Here is a 17,180-nt window from a genome sequence, read left to right as displayed (position 1 = left end):
GGGTGAATCCGTAGCGATGCTCCTGATCGCTTGCGTGTCGCCAGCGGCATTGCGTTGAGCTCCGGGGGATTCCCAGGCATTCTGCCGGCGCGCGAGCGGCGCCAGCGCGGGAGCGCGCGGGCGGCGCCAGCGCCGCGCGGCCCCGGCCGGGCACGGGCGCTGCTAAGCTTGCCGCCGCCCGCAGCGCGGGCCTCCCGCACGAGCAAGAAGCAAGAAGGAGAGGAGCGATGATCGTCGTCACCAACCGCATTCCCGTCGCCGAGGGCCACGAGGCCGATTTCGAGGATCGCTTCAAGAACAGGGTCCACCTGGTCGATCAGGCGCCCGGCTTCATCCGGAACGAGGTCCACAGGCCGAAGCCGATGAAGCTGGACCACGCGACCGGCGCGTGGAGCCCGGACCCGGACGCGCAGGGGTTCTACGAGGTGAAGACCTGGTGGCGGTCCATGGACGATTTCATCGCCTGGACGAGGAGCCCCGCGTTCGCGGAGGCGCACCGGAACCGCGCGCCGAAGGAGATGTTCGCGGGCCCGAGCAAGCTCGATATCCACGAGGTGTTCCTCAGCACCGATCTGAAGGGGTAGGGAGCGCGCCGGCGATCGAGCGCGCCGCCTGCCGGGACGGTAGACCCGGTCCGGGGCCTCTGTTATAACGGATCCACGTCGACGGTCTGATTGAACCCGGCCCGACGCGCGGAGCCGCCCGGGGAGGAGGCGCATCGGCCAGGTCGCCTGCCGCCCTTCACGGCCTCGCGCCGCGGGCAGCGCGCGCCGTCCTCGCCGGCGGCGCCTGGAACGACACGCGAACGCCCAGAACCAAGGAGACGCAGCGCATGCGGTTTCGTCCGGATCCCACCTTTTACCCGTCGCCGCGCCTGGCGATGGAGGCGCCGCCCGAGCGGCTGGCCTACGTGACCGCGCTCGACGCGGGCGCCGCGCTGAAGCGCCCGGGCGAACTGCGCCATGACGCGCTCACGGTCGTCGATCTCGATCCGCGGTCGCCGGCCTACGGCACCCTGGTCTCGGTCAACGAGCTGCCGACCTACGGCGACGAGCTGCACCATTCCGGCTGGAACGCGTGCAGCGCCGCCCTGTGCCCCTACGCGCCGCACCCCCACGTCGAGCGCCGCTTTCTCCTGCTCCCGGCGCTCCGCTCGTCGAACATCTTCGTCTTCGACGTCAAGCCGGACCCGCGCCGCCCCGAGCTCGTCCACACGGTGCGCGCCGAGGAGATCGCGAAGCGGGCCGGTTACTCTCGCCCGCACACGCTGCACTGCGGCCCCGACGGCATCTACGTGAGCGCGCTCGGCGGCCCGGACGGCGACGGGCCCGGGGGCATCTTCGTGCTCGACTGCGAGAGCTTCGATGTGCTCGGCCGATGGGAGATCGATCGCGGGCCGCAGTTCCTCCACTACGACTTCTGGTGGCACCTCGGCCACGACACCCTCCTCACGAGCGAGTGGGGGACGCCGAAGATGATCGAGGACGGCGTGAATCCGGAGCTCCTGCTCGGCAAGAAGTACGGTCACCGCGTTCATGTGTGGGACCTGCGGAAGCGCAAGCACCTCCAGGCGCTGGATCTCGGCGATGAGCACCAGATGGCGCTGGAGCTCCGCCCCGCCCACGACCCGACCAAGGCCTATGGCTTCGTCGGCGTCGTCGTGAGCGTCAAGGACCTCTCCGCCTCGATCTGGCTCTGGCATCGCGACGGCGACCGATGGGCGATCCGCAAGGTGATCGAGGTGCCGGCCGAGCCCGCGGATCCCGACCTCTTGCCGCCGCTGCTCAAGGGCTTCAAGGCGGTGCCGCCGCTGATCACCGACATCAACCTCTCCCTCGACGACCGGTTCCTCTACGTGTCGTGCTGGGGCACGGGTGAGCTCCGCCAGTACGATGTCTCCGACCCGTTCCACCCGAAGCTGGCCGGCTCGGTGCACCTCGGCGGCCTCACGCGACGGGCGGCGCACCCCCGCTCCGGGCCGCTGCGGGGCGCGCCGCAGATGGCCGAGGTGAGCCGCGACGGCCGGCGCGTCTACTTCACCAACTCGCTGTATGCGTCGTGGGACGAGCAGTTCTATCCCGAGGGCGTGGGCGGCTGGATGGCCAAGGTCGATGTGGCGGCGGGCGGGGGCCTCGCGGTCGATCCCGAGTTCTTCGTCGATTTCGGCGCGCTGCGCCCGCACCAGGTGCGGCTCGAGGGGGGCGACGCGTCGTCCGACTCGTTCTGCTACCCCTAGCCGGCCATGACGCCCTGGCTCACGCTGGCGCTGCTCGGCGCCTATCACGGCATCAGCCCGGGTATGGGCTGGCTGTTCGCTGTCGCCCTGGGCCTGCAGGAGAAGAGCAGCGGCGCGGTGCGGCGGGCGCTCGTCCCGATCGCGCTCGGCCACGCGGCGTCGATCGGCCTCACGGTCGCGCTGCTCGGGGTCGGGCTCGCGAGCGTCCCCGCCGCGGCGCTGCGGTGGCTCACGGCGGCCGCGCTCGTCGCGTTCGGCGTGCTCAAGCTGGTGAGGCCGCGCCACCCGAGGTGGGTCGGGATGCGCGTCGGCTTCCTCGACCTGACCTGGTGGTCCTTCCTGATGGCCACCGCGCACGGCGCGGGGCTCATGCTGCTCCCGGTCTTCCTGCTCGGCGAAGGCAGCCCCGCTCCGTGCCACGGCGGCGGGTGCCACAACGCGGCTGGCCTGTCGCTCGCGAGCCCGCTGGGCTACCTCGCCGCGGTCCTCGTCCACACGGCCGCCATGATGGCGGCGGCGGCCGCTGTCGCGCTCGTCGTCTATCACAAGCTCGGCGTCGCCATCCTTCGCACCGCCTGGTTCAACCTCGATCGGGCCTGGGCCGTCGCGCTCATCGGGGCCGGCGTCATCGCGGCGCTGCTCTGACGTCGTGACGGGCGACCGGGCGACAGCCTAACTCCCGAGCTCGCCCGCACCCACCTCGACACCCCGACAGTCGACGGCGGCCCGCCTGCGCACCTCTGCGCGATGTGCAACCGTGCCCGACAACTCTATAGATTGGGCGCCCATCGCGCTGACCCAGTCCGATCGTCGTCAGAGGCTCTCGCATGGCCAGGGATTCACATTATGTCAAGCTCGAGCTTCTCCACGAAGGGGCAGATACCCTCGTCTTTCGAGCGCGTCGGGAAGAAGACGACCGGCCGGTGGTGCTCAAGGTCTTGCGACGCGACCACGCCGACCCCCGCGCTCTCGGTCGGCTGCTCCACGAGTACGAGATCGCCGGTGCGATCGACGCTCCGGCCGTCGTCAAGCCTTACGCGATCGACGCGTTCAACGGCCAGTCTGCGCTGATCCTGGAGGACTTCGGGGGCCGCCCGCTCGATCTCCCCCTCCATGAGCCGATGCCGCTCGAGCGCTTCTTCCCCCTCGCCCTCCGCATCGCCGCGGCGCTCGCCGAGCTGCATCGACATCACCTCATCCACAAGGACATCAAGCCTCACAACCTGGTCTACAACCCGGACACCGGCGAGGTCAAGATCACCGACCTTGGCATCGCCTCCCGGGCGCCTCGCGAGTCCCAGAACCTCACCCACGCCGGTCTCATCGAGGGGACGCTGGCCTATATGGCGCCGGAGCAAACGGGCCGGATGAACCGCTGGATTGACCAGCGGACCGACCTGTACTCCCTCGGGGTCACATTCTACCAGATGCTCACGGGCCGCCTGCCCTTCGAGGCGCGCGATCCCCTGGAATGGGTGCATTGCCATATCGCCCGAACGCCCCTCTCGCCCCACGCGATCGTGCCCTCCGTTCCCCCGCCGCTGTCCGCCGTCGTGCTCAAGCTGCTGGCCAAGGCCGCCGAGGAGCGTTACCAGAGCGCGCTCGGCCTGCGGCGCGACCTGGAGGCGTGCTTCGCGGCGTGGCGGGCCACCGGCACCATAGAAGCCTTTGCGCTCGGGCGGCGTGACCTCTCCGACCGCTTCCAGGTCCCGCAGCGGCTCTATGGACGCGAGCGCGAGGTCGAGGCGCTGCGCGCCGCCTTCGAGCGGGTGGTGGCGCAGGGCCGGACGGAGCTCGTGCTCGTGTCGGGGTACTCGGGCATCGGCAAGACGTCGCTCGTCGCCGAGCTGCACAGCCCGGTGGTGCGAGAGCGGGGGTTTTTCCTCTCCGGCAAGTGCGATCAATACAACAGGGATATCCCCTACCGCCCCTTCCTCCAGGCGTTCCGCTGCCTTTTGCAGGAGATCCTCTCCGCGAGCGACGACCAGGTCGCGCGCTTCCGGCAGCGTCTGCGGGAGGCCCTCGGCCCGAACGGCCGGCTGCTCGCCGACGTGCTGCCCGAGATCGAGCAGCTCGTGGGCCCGCAAGAGCCCATGCCCGAGCTTCCGGCCACCGAGGCGCAGGGCCGGCTGCTCGCGACGGTCCAGCGCTTGGTCGCGGCGACGGCCCAGAAGGAGCACCCCGTGGTGCTCTTCCTCGACGATCTGCAATGGGCCGACGCGGCGAGCCTGGAGCTCGTCGAGCGGCTCGTGACGTACACCGAGACCGCGCACCTGCTCCTGCTCGGCGCCTATCGCGACAACGAGGTCGGCCCCGCGCACCCGCTTCCGCGCATGCTGGCCGGGGCGAAGAAGGGCGGCGCCGCCGTCGCCGACATCGTCCTCGCGCCGCTCTCGGCCGCTGACGTCGGGGCGCTCGTGGCCGAGGCGGTGCACGCCAGCGCGGAGCAGGCCGAGCCCCTCGCGCGGCTGGTCTACGAGAAGACCGGCGGCAATCCGTTCTTCGTGCTGCAGTTCTTGATCGCGCTGCATCGAGAGGGGCTCATCGTCCTCGACGCGGAGGCCGGCGCGTTGCGGTGGGACATCGCCGCGATCCGCGGCAAGGGCTTCACCGATAACGTCGTCGAGCTGATGACGGGGAAGCTGAAGCGGCTCTCGCCCCCGGCGCTCGACGCGCTCAAGCTCGCCGCGTGCCTCGGCAGCCGCCTGGATCTCGACACCCTCGCGGTGGTCGCGAAGCGGCCGGCGGCAGAGCTCCGCGAGGCGCTCGAGGAGGCCATCCAGGAGGGGTTGATCGTCGGTCACGGCGGGACCTACAGGTTCCTCCACGATCGGGTGCAGCAAGCCGCCCACGCGTTGATTCCGGCGGAACGGCTCGCCGAGGTGCACCTGGGGATCGGCCGGCTGCTCTTGGAGCGACAGCGCGCGGAAGCGCGTGACGACATGATCTTCGACGTCGTCGGTCACCTCAACCGCGGCGCGGCGCTCGTCCGTTCCCGGGCGGAGAGGGAAGAGCTCGCCGCGTTGAACCTCCGCGCCGGCAGGAAGGCCAAGGCCGCGGCGGCGTTCCACGGCGCGGCTGCCCTCTTCTCCGCGGGCATGGCGCTGCTCGCGGCGGACCGCTGGGAGACGCAGTACGAGCTGACCTACAATCTGACCTTCGAGCGCGCGTACGCCGCGTACGTCACCGGCAGCTTCGAAGAGGCTGAGCCGCTCTTCGAAGAGCTGATGTCTCGAGCGCGGACCGAGCTCGAGAAGGCCGCGGTCGTCGAGCTCGCGGTCGGCTTCCATGTGACCCGCAGGCAGAGCGCCCGCGCGCTCGAGCTCGGGCTCCGGTGCCTCCGCGCCCTCGGCATCGATTTACCGGTCCATCCCACCGACGCCCAGGTCGAAGAAGAGACCGAGCGCGTGTGGCAGATGCTGGGGGACCGGGCGATCGAAGATCTGATCCGCCTGCCCCCGATGACAGACCCGGAGATCAACGTCGCGATGGGGGTCCTGCGAGGCGTGGCCCTCGCCGCCTATTTCGTGGACGCGAACCTGATGTATCTCGTCGCTGTGCAAAGCATCGAGCTCAGCCTGCGCCACGGCAACGCCGAGAGCTCCGCCCACGCGTACAGCAGCTTCGCAGTGGAGATCGGCCGGAGGTACTGGAGATACGAGGATGCCTTCCGCTTCGGCGAGCTCGCCTGCGGCTTGACGGACGGGAGCAGCCTCCTCACGAAATCCTTTGTGTTTACCATCTTCGGAAATCACCTCAGCTTCTGGCGGCGGCACTACCGAGAGGCTTCCTCCTATTCGCGTGTTGGCTTCAATGCCGCGATCGAGTCCGGTGATCTGCATCTGGCATGCAGCAATTGCCAGTTCTCTCCGGTGTTCCCGCTCGCCTGCGGTGAGCCTCTGGGGGACGTCCTTCATGAGGTCGAGGATCGACTTGGCTTCGTGCGCAGAGCCCGTCACGCGTTCTCTCATGATATCCTCCTCGGTATTCATTGCCTGATCCAGACACTGCGAGGGAGGCCGGTCCGCCTCTCGATGCTGGATGGATCGGCGCTGGATCAGGCGGGCTTCGAGGCGCGGCTGGATCCGAAGGATCTGGAGGGGGCTCATTGCTTCTACTACATATTGAAAGCACAGGCGTTGTTCGTGCTCGGCTACCCGAGGGAAGCGGTCGCGGCGACGACCGCCGCGAGCGCCGGGCAAGCCTGGCGGTTCGGGGGGGGCCCATTGCTCGTCGAGTTCGTCTTCTATCGCACGCTCGCGCTCGCCGCCTGCTGCGATGAGTCGCCGTCGCCGCCTCGGGAGCTCCCGGACGGCCTTCTGGCGGGCGAGAGGCAGCTCGGCGTGTGGGCGGACAACTGCCCCGCGAACTTCCTCCACAAGCACGCCCTGGTGCGCGGCGAGATCGCCCGGCTCCTGGGGCACGACGTCGAGGCGAGCCGGCTCTACGAGCAAGCCATCTCGTCGGCGCGGGAGCACGGCTTCGTCCAGCACGAGGCCATCGCGTGCGAGCTCGCCGCGGGGTTCTCCCGCGCGCGCGGCCTCCCCATCGCCGCCGACGCCTACCTGCAGATGGCCCGCGCCGGCTACTTCCGCTGGGGCGCCCATGCCAAGGTGGAGCAGCTCGACCAGCGCTACCCCCACCTCGTGGAGCGCAAGCCCATCGCCCCCACCGTCACCTTCGCGCTGCGAGCCGAGCAGTTCGACGTCCTTTCGGTGGTCAAGGCCTCCCAGAGCATCTCCGGGGAGCTGAAGCTGCCGCGCCTGCTCGAGACATTGCTGCGCGTCGTGGTCGAGCACGCAGGCGCCGATGACGGGCATGTGCTCCTCGTCCGCGGCGAGCGCCTTTCGACGGCGGCCGCCATCGAGGCGAGCGGGGGGACGGCGCGATCGCTCGATCTGGGCGAGGCGTCGACGGCGGCGCTCCCGCGATCGATCCTCAACTATGTTCGCCGGAGCCGCGAGCGCGTGCTGCTCGACGACGCCACCGCCCCTCACCCGTTCCTGGAGGACGAGTACTTCACGCGCAGGAGGCCGAGGTCGTTGCTATGCCTCCCCATCGCGCGCCAGACCCGGCTGCTCGGCGTCCTCTACCTGGAGAACAGCCTCGTCACCGGGGCGTTCACCCCCGGGCGGCTCAACGTGCTCGAGCTGCTCGCCTCGCAGACGGCGATCTCGCTGGAGAATGCCATGCTCTACTCCGATCTCGAGGAGGAGAACTCCGAGCGGCGGAGGGCGGAGGAGGAGCTCAAGGCCAATCAAGAGATCCTCCAGGGCATCGTCGACAACTCGGCGGCGGCCATCTACCTCAAGGACCGCGAGGGCCGCTTCCTCCTCGCCAATCAGCGCGTGTGCGACCTGTTTCGCGTGCCGAGAGAGCAGCTCCTCGGGAAGACCGACGCAGAGTTCGTCCCCGGTCCGATCGCGGAGGCCCTTCGCGACCACGACCTGAAGGTGCTCGAGACGGGAACGCCCATGGAATGGGAGGAGGAGCTGCCGCTCTCCGATGGGCCGCGCACCTTCCTGTCGGTCAAATTTCCTCTCGGCGGGGGCGCCGCGCCGCGCGCGCTCTGCGGCATCTCCACCGACATCACCGAGCGCAAGCAGGCCGAGCGGGCCCAGCGCTTTCTGGCCGAGGCGAGCCGCAAGCTGATGGCGCTGGGCTACGACGCCACGCTGGCCAGCGTGGCCGATCTCGCGGTGCCCGAGCTCTCCGACCGGTGCCTCGTCAGCGTCCTCTCCGAGGACGACGCGGTCTCCGGCGCCGCCGCCTCGGGGGTGTGCCTCGAAGGGGGAGAGATCCAGGCGCTGCGCAAGGCGCTGACGCCCCCCGCGGCGGCGATGTCGACCGAGGCCGAGATCGGGGACGCCCGCGCCCTGCCCTTGATGCAGCAGATCGGCGTCCACGCCTACCTTCGCGTTCCGCTCAGCGCGCGCGACCGATGCCTCGGGGTCATGTTCCTGCTCGCGACCGCGCCGCAGCGTCGTTATGGGCCCGCCGACCTGGCGCTGGCCGAGGAGCTGGGGCGCCGTGCCGGCCTCGCGCTCGACAACGCCCGGCTGTACGCGCTGGCCCGGGAGGCGATCGGGCGGCGGGACGAATTCCTCACGATCGCCTCTCATGAGCTCAAGACCCCGCTCACGTCGCTGCAAATTCAGATTCAGAGGATCGAGCGGCTCGTGCGCCGCGACCCGTCCGCGCACCTCAACCCTGCGCGGATCGAGGCCATGCTCCACGTCCTCCATCGGCAGAGCGCGCGGCTCGGGAACCTGGTGAACGAGCTGCTCGACGTCTCGAGGCTGAACGCCGGACGACTGACGCTGGCGTGCGAGCCAATCGAGCTCACCCGCCTGACCTGCGATATCGTCGACCGGGTGGCGCCGCAGCTCGCGGCGGCCGGCTGCCGGGCAGAGCTCGACATGGACGAGCCGGTGGTCGGGTTCTGGGACAGGGCCCGCCTGGAGCAGGTCCTGCAGAACCTCCTGTCGAACGCGATGAAGTACGGCATGCATCAGCCCATTCACGTGGGCGTGCGCAGGCAGGGGGGCTCGGCGTTGATCACCGTCCGAGATCAGGGGATCGGGATAGCCGAGGAGGATCAGGCCAGGATCTTCGATCACTTCGAGCGCGCGGTGTCGGTGCGGAATTTCGGCGGCCTCGGCCTCGGCCTGTATCTGGTGCGCTGGATCGTGACGTCGCATGGCGGGACCGTCCGGGTGGAGAGCAAACCGAACGCTGGAGCGACATTCGTCGTGGAGCTCCCCTTGCGTTCCCCGGCGGTGGGCAACCAGGACGAAACGTCATGCCACAGGGCTGACGACGACGGCGTGGAACGCATCCCAGGAAACGCTTGAACGCGAGCTGCCTCGTGTATTACGAGGCCGGCCGGGCGCGCTCATCGGGCAGCGGCCTTCCGCCGCGGCGCCCCTGTCCCGCGGGATCGCCACCATGTCAGAACATCCTCGAGCAGCGTGGGACACCGGCGTCGGGCCGTTGTGTCCCGCGGGCCCGGGGCAGGCGGCGAGCGCGCGCCCCGAGCGCCCTCGCGGCGAGGTGTCGCTGGAGCGGCCGCGGCCCGCGCCAAGGCGGGCCCTGTACCTCCTCCCCAACCTGATCACGTTGTCCTCGGTCTTCTGCGGCTTCGACGCGATACGGCGCTCGGCCTCCGCGCGGTCCGACGACGACCTCCAGCGCGCCGCGCTCCTCATCCTCGTCGCGATGCTCGCCGACACGCTCGACGGCCGCGTCGCGCGGATGACCCGGACCGAGAGCGCGTTCGGGGTCCAGCTCGACTCGCTGGCCGATCTCGTCTCCTTCGGCGTGGCCCCGGCGCTGCTCGTGTATCAGGGGTCGCTCCACCGCCTCGGTCTCGCCGGCGTGCTCGGTGGGTCCGTGTTCGCCGCGTGCGGCGCGATCCGGCTCGCCCGCTTCAACGTCCTCTCCATGGGCGAGGCGGGCGGGCCGCCGTCGCCCGCGAGGTACATCGTGGGCCTCCCTGTCACGGGCGCCGCGGGGATCCTGATAGCGATCGTCATGACCCGCCACGGCGCGGGCGGGCAACTGGGCGGCGCCGGCGTCGCGCCGGCGGTCCTCGCGATGACGCTGCTCCTCTCGATGCTGATGGTGTCGACCCTCCGGTTCCGCTCATTCAAGGATCTCCGGCCGGGCCCCCGCACGCTGCTGGCCATCGCGCTCGCGCTCGGATCGAGCGCGCTCCTCTCCGTCCGCTGGGGGCTCGCGCTCGTCCTCGCCTGGGGGCTCGGCGTCTATGTCCTGCTCGGCGTCGTCGAGTCGCTCTGGCGGCTCCCGGCGCTGCGGCGCGGCGCTCCGGCTGCGCTCGAGGCGCGCGCCGGGGGAGGCGAGGAGCGGCCGTAGCCGGCTCGCCGATCACGGCCTCCCCGACTGCCAGTACCCGTTCCCCTGCTGCTTCCACCACTTCACCTCGGCGCTCGGGGCCCCCGGCCACGCGCGATAGGTGTAGATCCCGTCGTCCAGGAGGCAGATCGGGGCCTGGTGCTCGTGGCTCAAGCAGACCTTCCCGGGCCCTCTGTCGTACTCGAGGTAATAATCCACCTGTTCGGGGTCCTGTAGCCCATCATTCCAGACATTTTTCGTTCGTGCTTCCCATTTGCCCATCGACACATAGGTAAACGTTCGATGGGTGGTCCCGGTGACCCCTCCGTCCCTGGTGATCGGCCCGGAATACGCATAGATCATCATCTGCGCATAGGCGGCCGCCGACGTGAGCGACACGACGGCCAGGGTAGCGAGACCGCGGCGTAGCCTGCTCATGGATCACCCCTCCTGCCATTGAGAGAACGATGCTTGTCCCGGACGACCGGCTGTACGTCAGGCCTCTCTCCGGCCTTGACGCGCTCCACCATCTAGAGCCCTGGTGGTTCCCGTCAACCCTGGGTGCCGGCCTCTGGCGTGGCCCTCGCGCGGCCGCGAGCAGGCTCGTGCTGGTGGCGCACTTGGCACTTCAGCGCTCGGCCTCGACCTCGATGGGTTGTGTCCGGGCGGCGCCTCAGAACGCCGAGCCGTCCGCGCGACGGCTTGGAGAGGCGCTCGCGCCAAGGGTGCTGTGCAGGACGAAGGGCGCTCCCGGGGAGGCGTCGGGGCTGCGGTTCATCGAGACGCCGTCCTGCGACGCGAGCCCGCTCGCGTAGGTGACCTTGTCCACGGTCGCGCCCGAGGCGTTTCGCAGCGTGACCGTGTCCCCGCTGTTGCCGAGGTTCAACGACCCCGTGGACGCCGCGACGGCCCCGCTGCCGCTCGGCACGGCGGAGGCGCCGCCATACACCACGATGGCCGTCGAGGGCGCGAGCGACGCGCCTGTCGGGAAGGTGTGCCGCGTCGACGTGCCGTCAGAGAGCGTCCAGCCGGCGAGGGCCGCCGCTGCCGTGCCGACATTGACGATCTCCACGAGCTCGCCGGCCGTGTTGCTGCCCGCCTCGTTCGCGAGGACCTCGTTGATGATCACGACGGCGGTGCCCGTGCCCCCGCCGCTGCCGCCGGCCCCGCCGCTGCCGCCGGTCCCGCCGCTGCCGCCGGTCCCGCCGCTGCCGCCGGCCCCGCCGCTGCCGCCGGCCCCGCCGCTGCCGCCGGCCCCGCCGCCGCCGTCGGGGACCAGGAAGTCGCGCACGACGCCCATGTGCTGCATGTTCGAGGCGCCGCTGTCCGGCGAGAGCGCGGGGCTGATCTCGGAGAGCGGCGAGTAGACGCGCGTGTCCGCCACCAGGCCGTTCGCGAAGCTGCTCCCGCCGATCACGACGGCCGTCTCGTACGCCTCCAGGTCGCCGTCGACGAGCACCCAGTCATAGGGCTTCGTCCTGCCGGCGTTGGTGTTCGCGTTCCCGTTCCGGTCGGCGGGATAGGGCCCGGCCGTGACGACGACGTCCGAGAGGCTCGAGACGCACGCCTCGGTCCGGCTCCCCGTGTTGAAGTCGCCGCCGATCACCAGGTAATCGCCCTGGGCCACGTTCGCCTCGATGAACGACACGAGGTTCTGCGCCTCCGTGTTGCGCGCCGCCGCGCTGGACGTCAGGAGGTGGACGCTGATCGCGAACACGTGGCCAGGGCCGGGGATATCGATGCGCGCCCACGCGAAGTCCCTGTTGCTCACCGACGTGTCGTCCCACTCGCCGGACGCCACGATCGGCCACCGGCTCACGATCCCGTTCGGGATCTGCGCCCCGCTCTCGCGGTAGTAGCTGAACCCGGCGCCGAACGTCGCGTCGACGAAGGCGCGGATCTCGGAGGTGGTGTTGCTGCCGTAGTTGAACTCTTGCAGCAGGGCGATATCTGGCTTGATTCCCTGCAGGATGCGCTTGCCGTGCCCGGGATCGTAGCTCTGGTAGTTGCCGCTCGTGATGTTGGCGGCCATGAGCCGGACGCGCGTCGACAGCGCGTCGCTGTGCTCGCCGAGGAGCTCCGCCTCCGCGCCCTCGTCCACGTCGAGCGGCGGATCGGCCGCGCACGCGGCCATGGCGAGCGCCGAGGCGAGCAGAGGCAGCCGAACCCATAAGGATCGCTTCAAGAGGGAAGACGTCGATCGCATAGCGCTGCACCGGACCTTTCTGGGGATCGTCTCCTGAAGCATCCCCTCGAATTTTTCGAGAGAATTCACAGGGAGGCGGGGAGACGGGGAGGACAATGAATTTCTTTTCTCCCCGACTCCCCGCCTCCCTGTTGAATTTTTTTCTCTGAAGATGCCAGCAAAACGAGGGGTTTGTCAGGAGCGTCTCATTACAGCATGGAAGGAGGGCGCGACGGTGTCGCATTCGTCCCTGTTCCATGCAGTGATGATGCCGTTCCGGTCACGGACGGACGACACCCGACGTCGGGCGCGCTGGTCGGCTCAGCGGCTCGCCATCGCGAACGCGATCCCGCTCTGGAGGGAGCTCTTCACAGCGCAGCGGCCCATGTCCGCGCCGCGCTCGGCGAGGCGCTGGGCGACCTCGGGGCGGATCCCCGTGAGGACCACCCGCGCGCCGAGGAGCCCCGCGACCCGCACCGCCTCGAGCAGCGCCTGCATCGCCGGCGGATCCATCTCGTCCACGCCGGTCAGGTCGATGATGGCGATCCGCGTGCGGCGGTCCGCGATGCCGCGCGACAGCGCCTCGATCATGCGGCGCACCCGCCCGGCCTCGAGCGGGCCGATGAGCGGCACGACCACCACGTCGTCGCAAATGGGGATGAGCGGCACGGACAGCTTCGCCAGCGCGGCGTCCTGGGCCTTGATCACCTCCTCCTGCAGCCGCGCGCGCTCCTCCTCGGCGCGCTTGCGCTCCGTCAGATCGATGCCGGTCATGATGACGAACCGGAGCCTCTCGTCCCTGCCACGCAGGACGGCGCCCGACCACGCCGTCACCCGGCGGGCGCCGTCTGCAGCCGTCCACGGCACCTCCACCTGCTTCTTCGACCCGCCCGCGCCGAGCTGCTCGAAGAGGCCTTTGAGCTGCGCCGACGCGCGCGGATCGGGCGTGAGATCCCAGAGGAACCGGGCCTCCCGGAGCCCCCGCGCGCTCCCCAGCGCCTGCTCGGCGGCGCTGTTCATGCGGACGATGCGGCCCCGCGCGTCGAGCACCACGATGAGGCCGTCGACGAGATCCATGACGGCCGCCATGAAGTCCCGCTCCCTGCTCAGCATCTCCTGCCCGTGCTTGCGCTCGAAGATGCGGCCGAGCTGCCGCGCGATGCGGCCGATGGTCGCCGTGAACTTCCCGTCGTCCGCGTGCTCGGCGTCGGAGAAGAACTCCAGCACGGCCACGACGTCCGCGCCGACCACCACGGGGAACGCGAACCCCGCCTTCACCCCCAGGTTCCTCGCGAGCCTGGCGCGCGGGAAATTGGCGTCCACCGTGACGTTGCGCACCCACGCCGGCTGCTTCGAGGCGAGCACCCTCCCGGGGAGACCGAGCCCCGCGGTGAACTGCGTCGCTTCCGTGACCGCCTTGAAGGTCGCGAACTTTGCTTCATCGTTCAGGTGCCAGAGCGCCGTGGGAAGGAGCAGAGACGGATCGTCCGCGGCCGGCACGTACGCATGCCCGACCGGCCAGCCGAGGTGATTGCAGATGTGCGTGATGGTGCGATGCAGCGCCTCTTCGACGCTCGCTGCCTCGTGGACGTCGACGGTGACCACCCGGAGCAGGTCCACGAGCGACCGCTCATCCGTCAGGACATTGTCGAGCCTCAATCGAGCTCGCGCCGCCAGTTCATCCGAGCGTTTGAGGGGGCAAGTCATGCATGACGCCGTACCATGCGCCATGTATCGAATCCGTTTCGACGCGGCGTCGTCGGCGGTCCCTTCGTTTCGCTCGTTCGCCATGGACCGGCGCGGCGCGCGCGGTCGCCGGCCAGCGCCGCGGCGCCGCGGTGACCTCGCCGGGCGGGCGGCGGGCGCGCCGGGGATCCTGGGAGATCACGGCGCTCGCCATCCGAGTCGTCCGAGTCGTCGGAGTCGTCGCTGGACGGTGGTGCGCTCTTCCCCTTAAGGTGTCGGCCGCCGCGGCGAGGCGGCGCGCGCGGGGCCGTGACGCAGGCGACGGCCGCGGCGCCCTGTCCGGCTTCTGCTCCAGTCTCTCACCGCTTCTGACCGCTTCTGACCGCTCTGACGGCTTCTGACGGCTTCTGACGGACAAGGATGATGATGCTCTCGAACTGTCTTCGCCGGTGTGCGTTCGCTGTGACGTTGCTGGCTGCCGTGCCGGCGCTCGGGGCGCCTCCGCCGGACGGCGCCGTCGCCGAGGCGCAGCAGGCCGCCCGGACCAAGGCGCACGAGGGGCTCAAGCTGTACGGCGCGGACCGCTGGCAGGAGGCGTTCGACGTCTTCCAGGAGGCGGATCGCCTCTTTCATGCGCCGACGCTGGTGCTCTACATGGCGCGGTGCCAGCGCAAGCTCGGCCGCCTGGAGGCCGCGCGCGACCTGTACGAGCAGGTCCTCGGCGAGCCGCTCCCGGAGGATCCGCCGACCGCGTTCCTCGAGGCGCGGAAGGACGCCGAGACCGAGCTCGCGGCCGTGCGCGCCGCGCTGGACGCGGCCGCGGTGAAGGCGCCCCCTCGCGCCGAGCCCGCGGCGCCGGCCGGGGTGGAGGGCGGCGGCTCGCTGGTCCCCGCCGGCGTCGCGTTCGGGCTCGGGGCGGTGGGCATCGGCGTCGGCGCCGTGACCGGCCTCATGTCGCTGTCGCAGGTCTCGGACATCAGGTCGCGCTGCGAGGGCCGGCGCTGCCCGGCCGAGCTGCAAGGCGACGCGGACGCAGCGGCCACGCTGGGCCATGTGTCCACCGTGAGCTTCGTCGTGGGCGCGGCGGCGGCCGCGGCGGGCGTCGTGCTGCTCGTTGTCCGGCCCGGCGGCGGCAGCGCGTCCGAGGCCGCTGGCGCGCCTGCGGCTGCGGGCGCGCCGCCGCGAGCGCCGCGCGGCGTGGTCTGGAGCGCCGGGGTGGGCCTCGGGCGGATCGAGCTCCAGGGGAAGTTCTGATGCGAGCGCCGGCGCCACGCGCGCCGCCCCGCGGCGCCTGTCATCGCGACGTCAGTCGCACGTCGCGGTCTGGCAGGCCTCCATCTCCGCGGCGCACGCCTCGCCCACGCACGTGTTGCAGGCCTCCGCGTCCTCGCCGCTGCACGCCTCGATGCAGGCGCCGTTCCCTGCCGTCATCTGGCAGCCGAGCGCCGCCGAGAGCTGGGGCCCGACGCTCTCGCAGCTGTTCACCACGCAGCCGAAGACCTCGGCTTCCCCGTTGCCGTTGTTGATGCATTCGAACGTCTCGGCGCACGTGGCCGTCCCGTCGCCGTACCACGTCGCCGCGTTCAGACCTTCCTCGGTGGCGCAGTTCTCGTAGGCCGGCGAGCGCGGGAAGTACGGTCCGATCAGCATGCACATCTCGTCGCGGCTGGTCAGGCCCTGCGCGATGGTGCGATCCTCGACGTTGTTGTACGCGCAGCGGTAGTCCAGGGACTCTCCCGCCTTGAGCTCGAGGAACGGCGTGAACTCCTGGGACGGGACCCCCTCCCACCGGTCGTGGGCATAGAGCTCCGTCATCTCGCCGTCGAGACCGACCTTGTGTGCGACGTAGCCGACGCCGCGGCGGTGCATGTGCGACTGGATCCTCACGACCGAGATGTCGTTCTCGGTGACACAGCGCATGCGCGCCGTGGACTTGCCGCGCGCCGGCACGTTGATGAAGGGGTTGTAATGGAAGAGCATGCCCGCCTCGACCTTCACCTCGTCGTCCGCGATCGTGTAGAGGTTGATGCGCGCGTCGGTCTCGATGGCCTCGGGCGACGCGTTCACGTAATGGGTGTTCATGAGGAGCACCGTGCCCGGCGCGACCTTGAGCGCCACGCCCTCCGGGAGCCCGTCGAGGAAGGAGTTGCCGTCGGGCGACTGGGAGCCGGCGACCACGCCGGTGACGTCCCAGTCGGCCTGGGGGCCGTCGTTGCAGTCGTGGACCTGGGCCGCGTCCAGGGCGACGCCCCGGCGCGTCTCGGTCGGGATCGACGTGTACGGCGTTGCGTAGAGGAGCACATGGTGGCTCCCGCCGGAGTACCGCACCAGCTCCCGGTTGACGTTGAGCCCCTCCGGCGGCGCGACGAAGAGCTGGCAGCGCTCGATCTCCTGCCCCGGCTCGAGCGTGGAGACCATCCGATACTGCACTCCGGTGCCCTCGGCCGGCGGCGCCAGCAGCTCGTCCTCGGAGGGTTGAGGGCCGGAGTCCGAGGAAGAACAGCCGAAGAGCGCGGCTGCGCCGAGGAGAGCAATGAGTGAGGTCGTTGTTCGCATGCGTTGATCCCTGCCGTGTGTTGGTATCGCATCTCGCGCGCGCCGGTCGTGTCGCGCGCACATGGCTCCCGGGGGCACGCGGAGGGGTGCGCACCCGGGGAAATCGATCGAAGTCGGCCGGTCCGCGCCGGCATGTCCGCGGCCGACCTCATCCCATCGAGGGCGGAGGCGGACGGACGATGAAGTCATCTCCAGGATCGAGGGCGGCCGCGCCAGCTCGGCCGGTCCCGCGAGCCCCATCTCGGGGGCGGCCGAGCAGCGTGTCCATGGCGAGCCGCGCCTCGAGGCGAGCCAGCGTCGCCCCGATGCAATAGTGATCGCCGCCGCCAAAAGCAATGTCCTCGTCGGCGCCTCGCTGCAGATCAAACGCGGACGCGCCGGGGACGATGATCGTACCGCTCACCATGTCGACACGTACGCTCGGCGCCGCGCCGAACTCCCCACTGTCGTCGCTGCCGCCCGCCGCGGCGAGGGGTGCATGTGGCGACTTGGCGGTTCCCTCATGCCGGCGGGATGGGGGAATCCCCCTGCCACCCACACGTGACTCTGTCGCGAGAGCGAGGACAGGCTGTGCTCGTGCAGCCGCTCGCGGCGCGCGGTTCAAGGCGCGCTGCGGGTCGTTCGCCGTGAGCGCCCACGCTGAACGATCGGTCGTCAGGCGGC

General features: G+C 70.3%; 11 protein-coding genes. 6 read left to right on the top strand and 5 right to left on the bottom strand.

All coding sequences use genetic code 11. The features are described 5' to 3' along the window. The first annotated feature begins 227 nt into the window (after positions 1–227). The 5 genes from WMF44_RS35880 to pssA all read left to right on the top strand — a co-directional run bounded on the left by WMF44_RS35880 (position 228) and on the right by pssA (position 10,111). Complete coding sequence (locus WMF44_RS35880) at positions 228–584, top strand: antibiotic biosynthesis monooxygenase family protein (protein ID WP_012239378.1); 357 nt, start codon at positions 228–230, stop codon at positions 582–584. 248 nt (positions 585–832) lie between these two features. After that, positions 833–2,236, top strand: coding sequence for a selenium-binding protein SBP56-related protein (locus WMF44_RS35875; protein ID WP_437294543.1), 1,404 nt, complete (start codon positions 833–835; stop codon positions 2,234–2,236). A 6-nt stretch (positions 2,237–2,242) separates the two neighbouring features. Next, complete coding sequence (locus WMF44_RS35870; RefSeq protein ID WP_437294542.1) at positions 2,243–2,881, top strand: hypothetical protein; 639 nt, start codon at positions 2,243–2,245, stop codon at positions 2,879–2,881. 182 nt (positions 2,882–3,063) lie between these two features. Further along, complete coding sequence (locus WMF44_RS35865; RefSeq protein ID WP_437294541.1) at positions 3,064–9,090, top strand: AAA family ATPase; 6,027 nt, start codon at positions 3,064–3,066, stop codon at positions 9,088–9,090. 94 nt (positions 9,091–9,184) lie between these two features. Continuing rightward, positions 9,185–10,111, top strand: coding sequence for a CDP-diacylglycerol--serine O-phosphatidyltransferase (gene pssA, locus WMF44_RS35860; RefSeq protein WP_437294540.1), 927 nt, complete (start codon positions 9,185–9,187; stop codon positions 10,109–10,111). Positions 10,112–10,123: 12 nt separating this feature from the next. Here the strand turns inward: pssA and WMF44_RS35855 are convergent, their stop codons facing one another. The 3 genes from WMF44_RS35855 to WMF44_RS35845 form a co-directional block, all read right to left on the bottom strand. Then, the gene (locus WMF44_RS35855; protein WP_437294539.1) at positions 10,124–10,528 is read right to left on the bottom strand and encodes a hypothetical protein; all 405 of its coding nucleotides are present in this window, start codon (positions 10,526–10,528) and stop codon (positions 10,124–10,126) included. Between the two features lie 235 nt (positions 10,529–10,763). Next, positions 10,764–12,275 (bottom strand): lamin tail domain-containing protein, encoded by a 1,512-nt coding sequence (locus WMF44_RS35850; protein WP_437294538.1) that lies wholly within the window; start codon positions 12,273–12,275, stop codon positions 10,764–10,766. Between the two features lie 321 nt (positions 12,276–12,596). Next, complete coding sequence (locus WMF44_RS35845) at positions 12,597–13,934, bottom strand: STAS domain-containing protein (RefSeq protein WP_437294537.1); 1,338 nt, start codon at positions 13,932–13,934, stop codon at positions 12,597–12,599. Between the two features lie 489 nt (positions 13,935–14,423). Here WMF44_RS35845 and WMF44_RS35840 point away from each other — a divergent pair, with 489 nt between their 5' ends. Beyond that, positions 14,424–15,215, top strand: a complete 792-nt coding sequence (locus WMF44_RS35840; RefSeq protein ID WP_437294536.1) for a tetratricopeptide repeat protein — start codon at positions 14,424–14,426, stop codon at positions 15,213–15,215. A gap of 51 nt (positions 15,216–15,266) precedes the next feature. Here the strand turns inward: WMF44_RS35840 and WMF44_RS35835 are convergent, their stop codons facing one another. Both WMF44_RS35835 and WMF44_RS35830 read right to left on the bottom strand, forming a co-directional pair. After that, positions 15,267–16,517, bottom strand: a complete 1,251-nt coding sequence (locus WMF44_RS35835) for a hypothetical protein (protein WP_437294535.1) — start codon at positions 16,515–16,517, stop codon at positions 15,267–15,269. 148 nt (positions 16,518–16,665) lie between these two features. Next, positions 16,666–16,923, bottom strand: coding sequence for a hypothetical protein (locus tag WMF44_RS35830; RefSeq protein WP_437294534.1), 258 nt, complete (start codon positions 16,921–16,923; stop codon positions 16,666–16,668). Positions 16,924–17,180 lie beyond the last annotated feature (257 nt).

Source organism: Sorangium sp. So ce426 (assembly GCF_051475585.1).
Classification (GTDB): Bacteria; Myxococcota_A; Polyangia; order Polyangiales; family Polyangiaceae; genus Sorangium; species Sorangium cellulosum_B.
Note: the sequence above shows the minus strand (reverse complement) of the source record. Positions and strands in the feature narration are given on the sequence as shown.

Excerpts from the sequence above, each read along its gene's own strand:
- WMF44_RS35870 (WP_437294542.1), top strand. The coding sequence starts at position 2,243 with ATGACGCCCTGGCTCACGCTGGCGCTGCTCGGCGCCTATCACGGCATC.
- pssA (WP_437294540.1), top strand. The coding sequence starts at position 9,185 with ATGTCAGAACATCCTCGAGCAGCGTGGGACACCGGCGTCGGGCCGTTG.
- WMF44_RS35880 (WP_012239378.1), top strand. The coding sequence starts at position 228 with ATGATCGTCGTCACCAACCGCATTCCCGTCGCCGAGGGCCACGAGGCC.
- WMF44_RS35875 (WP_437294543.1), top strand. The coding sequence starts at position 833 with ATGCGGTTTCGTCCGGATCCCACCTTTTACCCGTCGCCGCGCCTGGCG.
- WMF44_RS35835 (WP_437294535.1), bottom strand. The coding sequence starts at position 16,517 with ATGCGAACAACGACCTCACTCATTGCTCTCCTCGGCGCAGCCGCGCTC.
- WMF44_RS35855 (WP_437294539.1), bottom strand. The coding sequence starts at position 10,528 with ATGAGCAGGCTACGCCGCGGTCTCGCTACCCTGGCCGTCGTGTCGCTC.
- WMF44_RS35865 (WP_437294541.1), top strand. The coding sequence starts at position 3,064 with ATGGCCAGGGATTCACATTATGTCAAGCTCGAGCTTCTCCACGAAGGG.
- WMF44_RS35830 (WP_437294534.1), bottom strand. The coding sequence starts at position 16,923 with ATGGTGAGCGGTACGATCATCGTCCCCGGCGCGTCCGCGTTTGATCTG.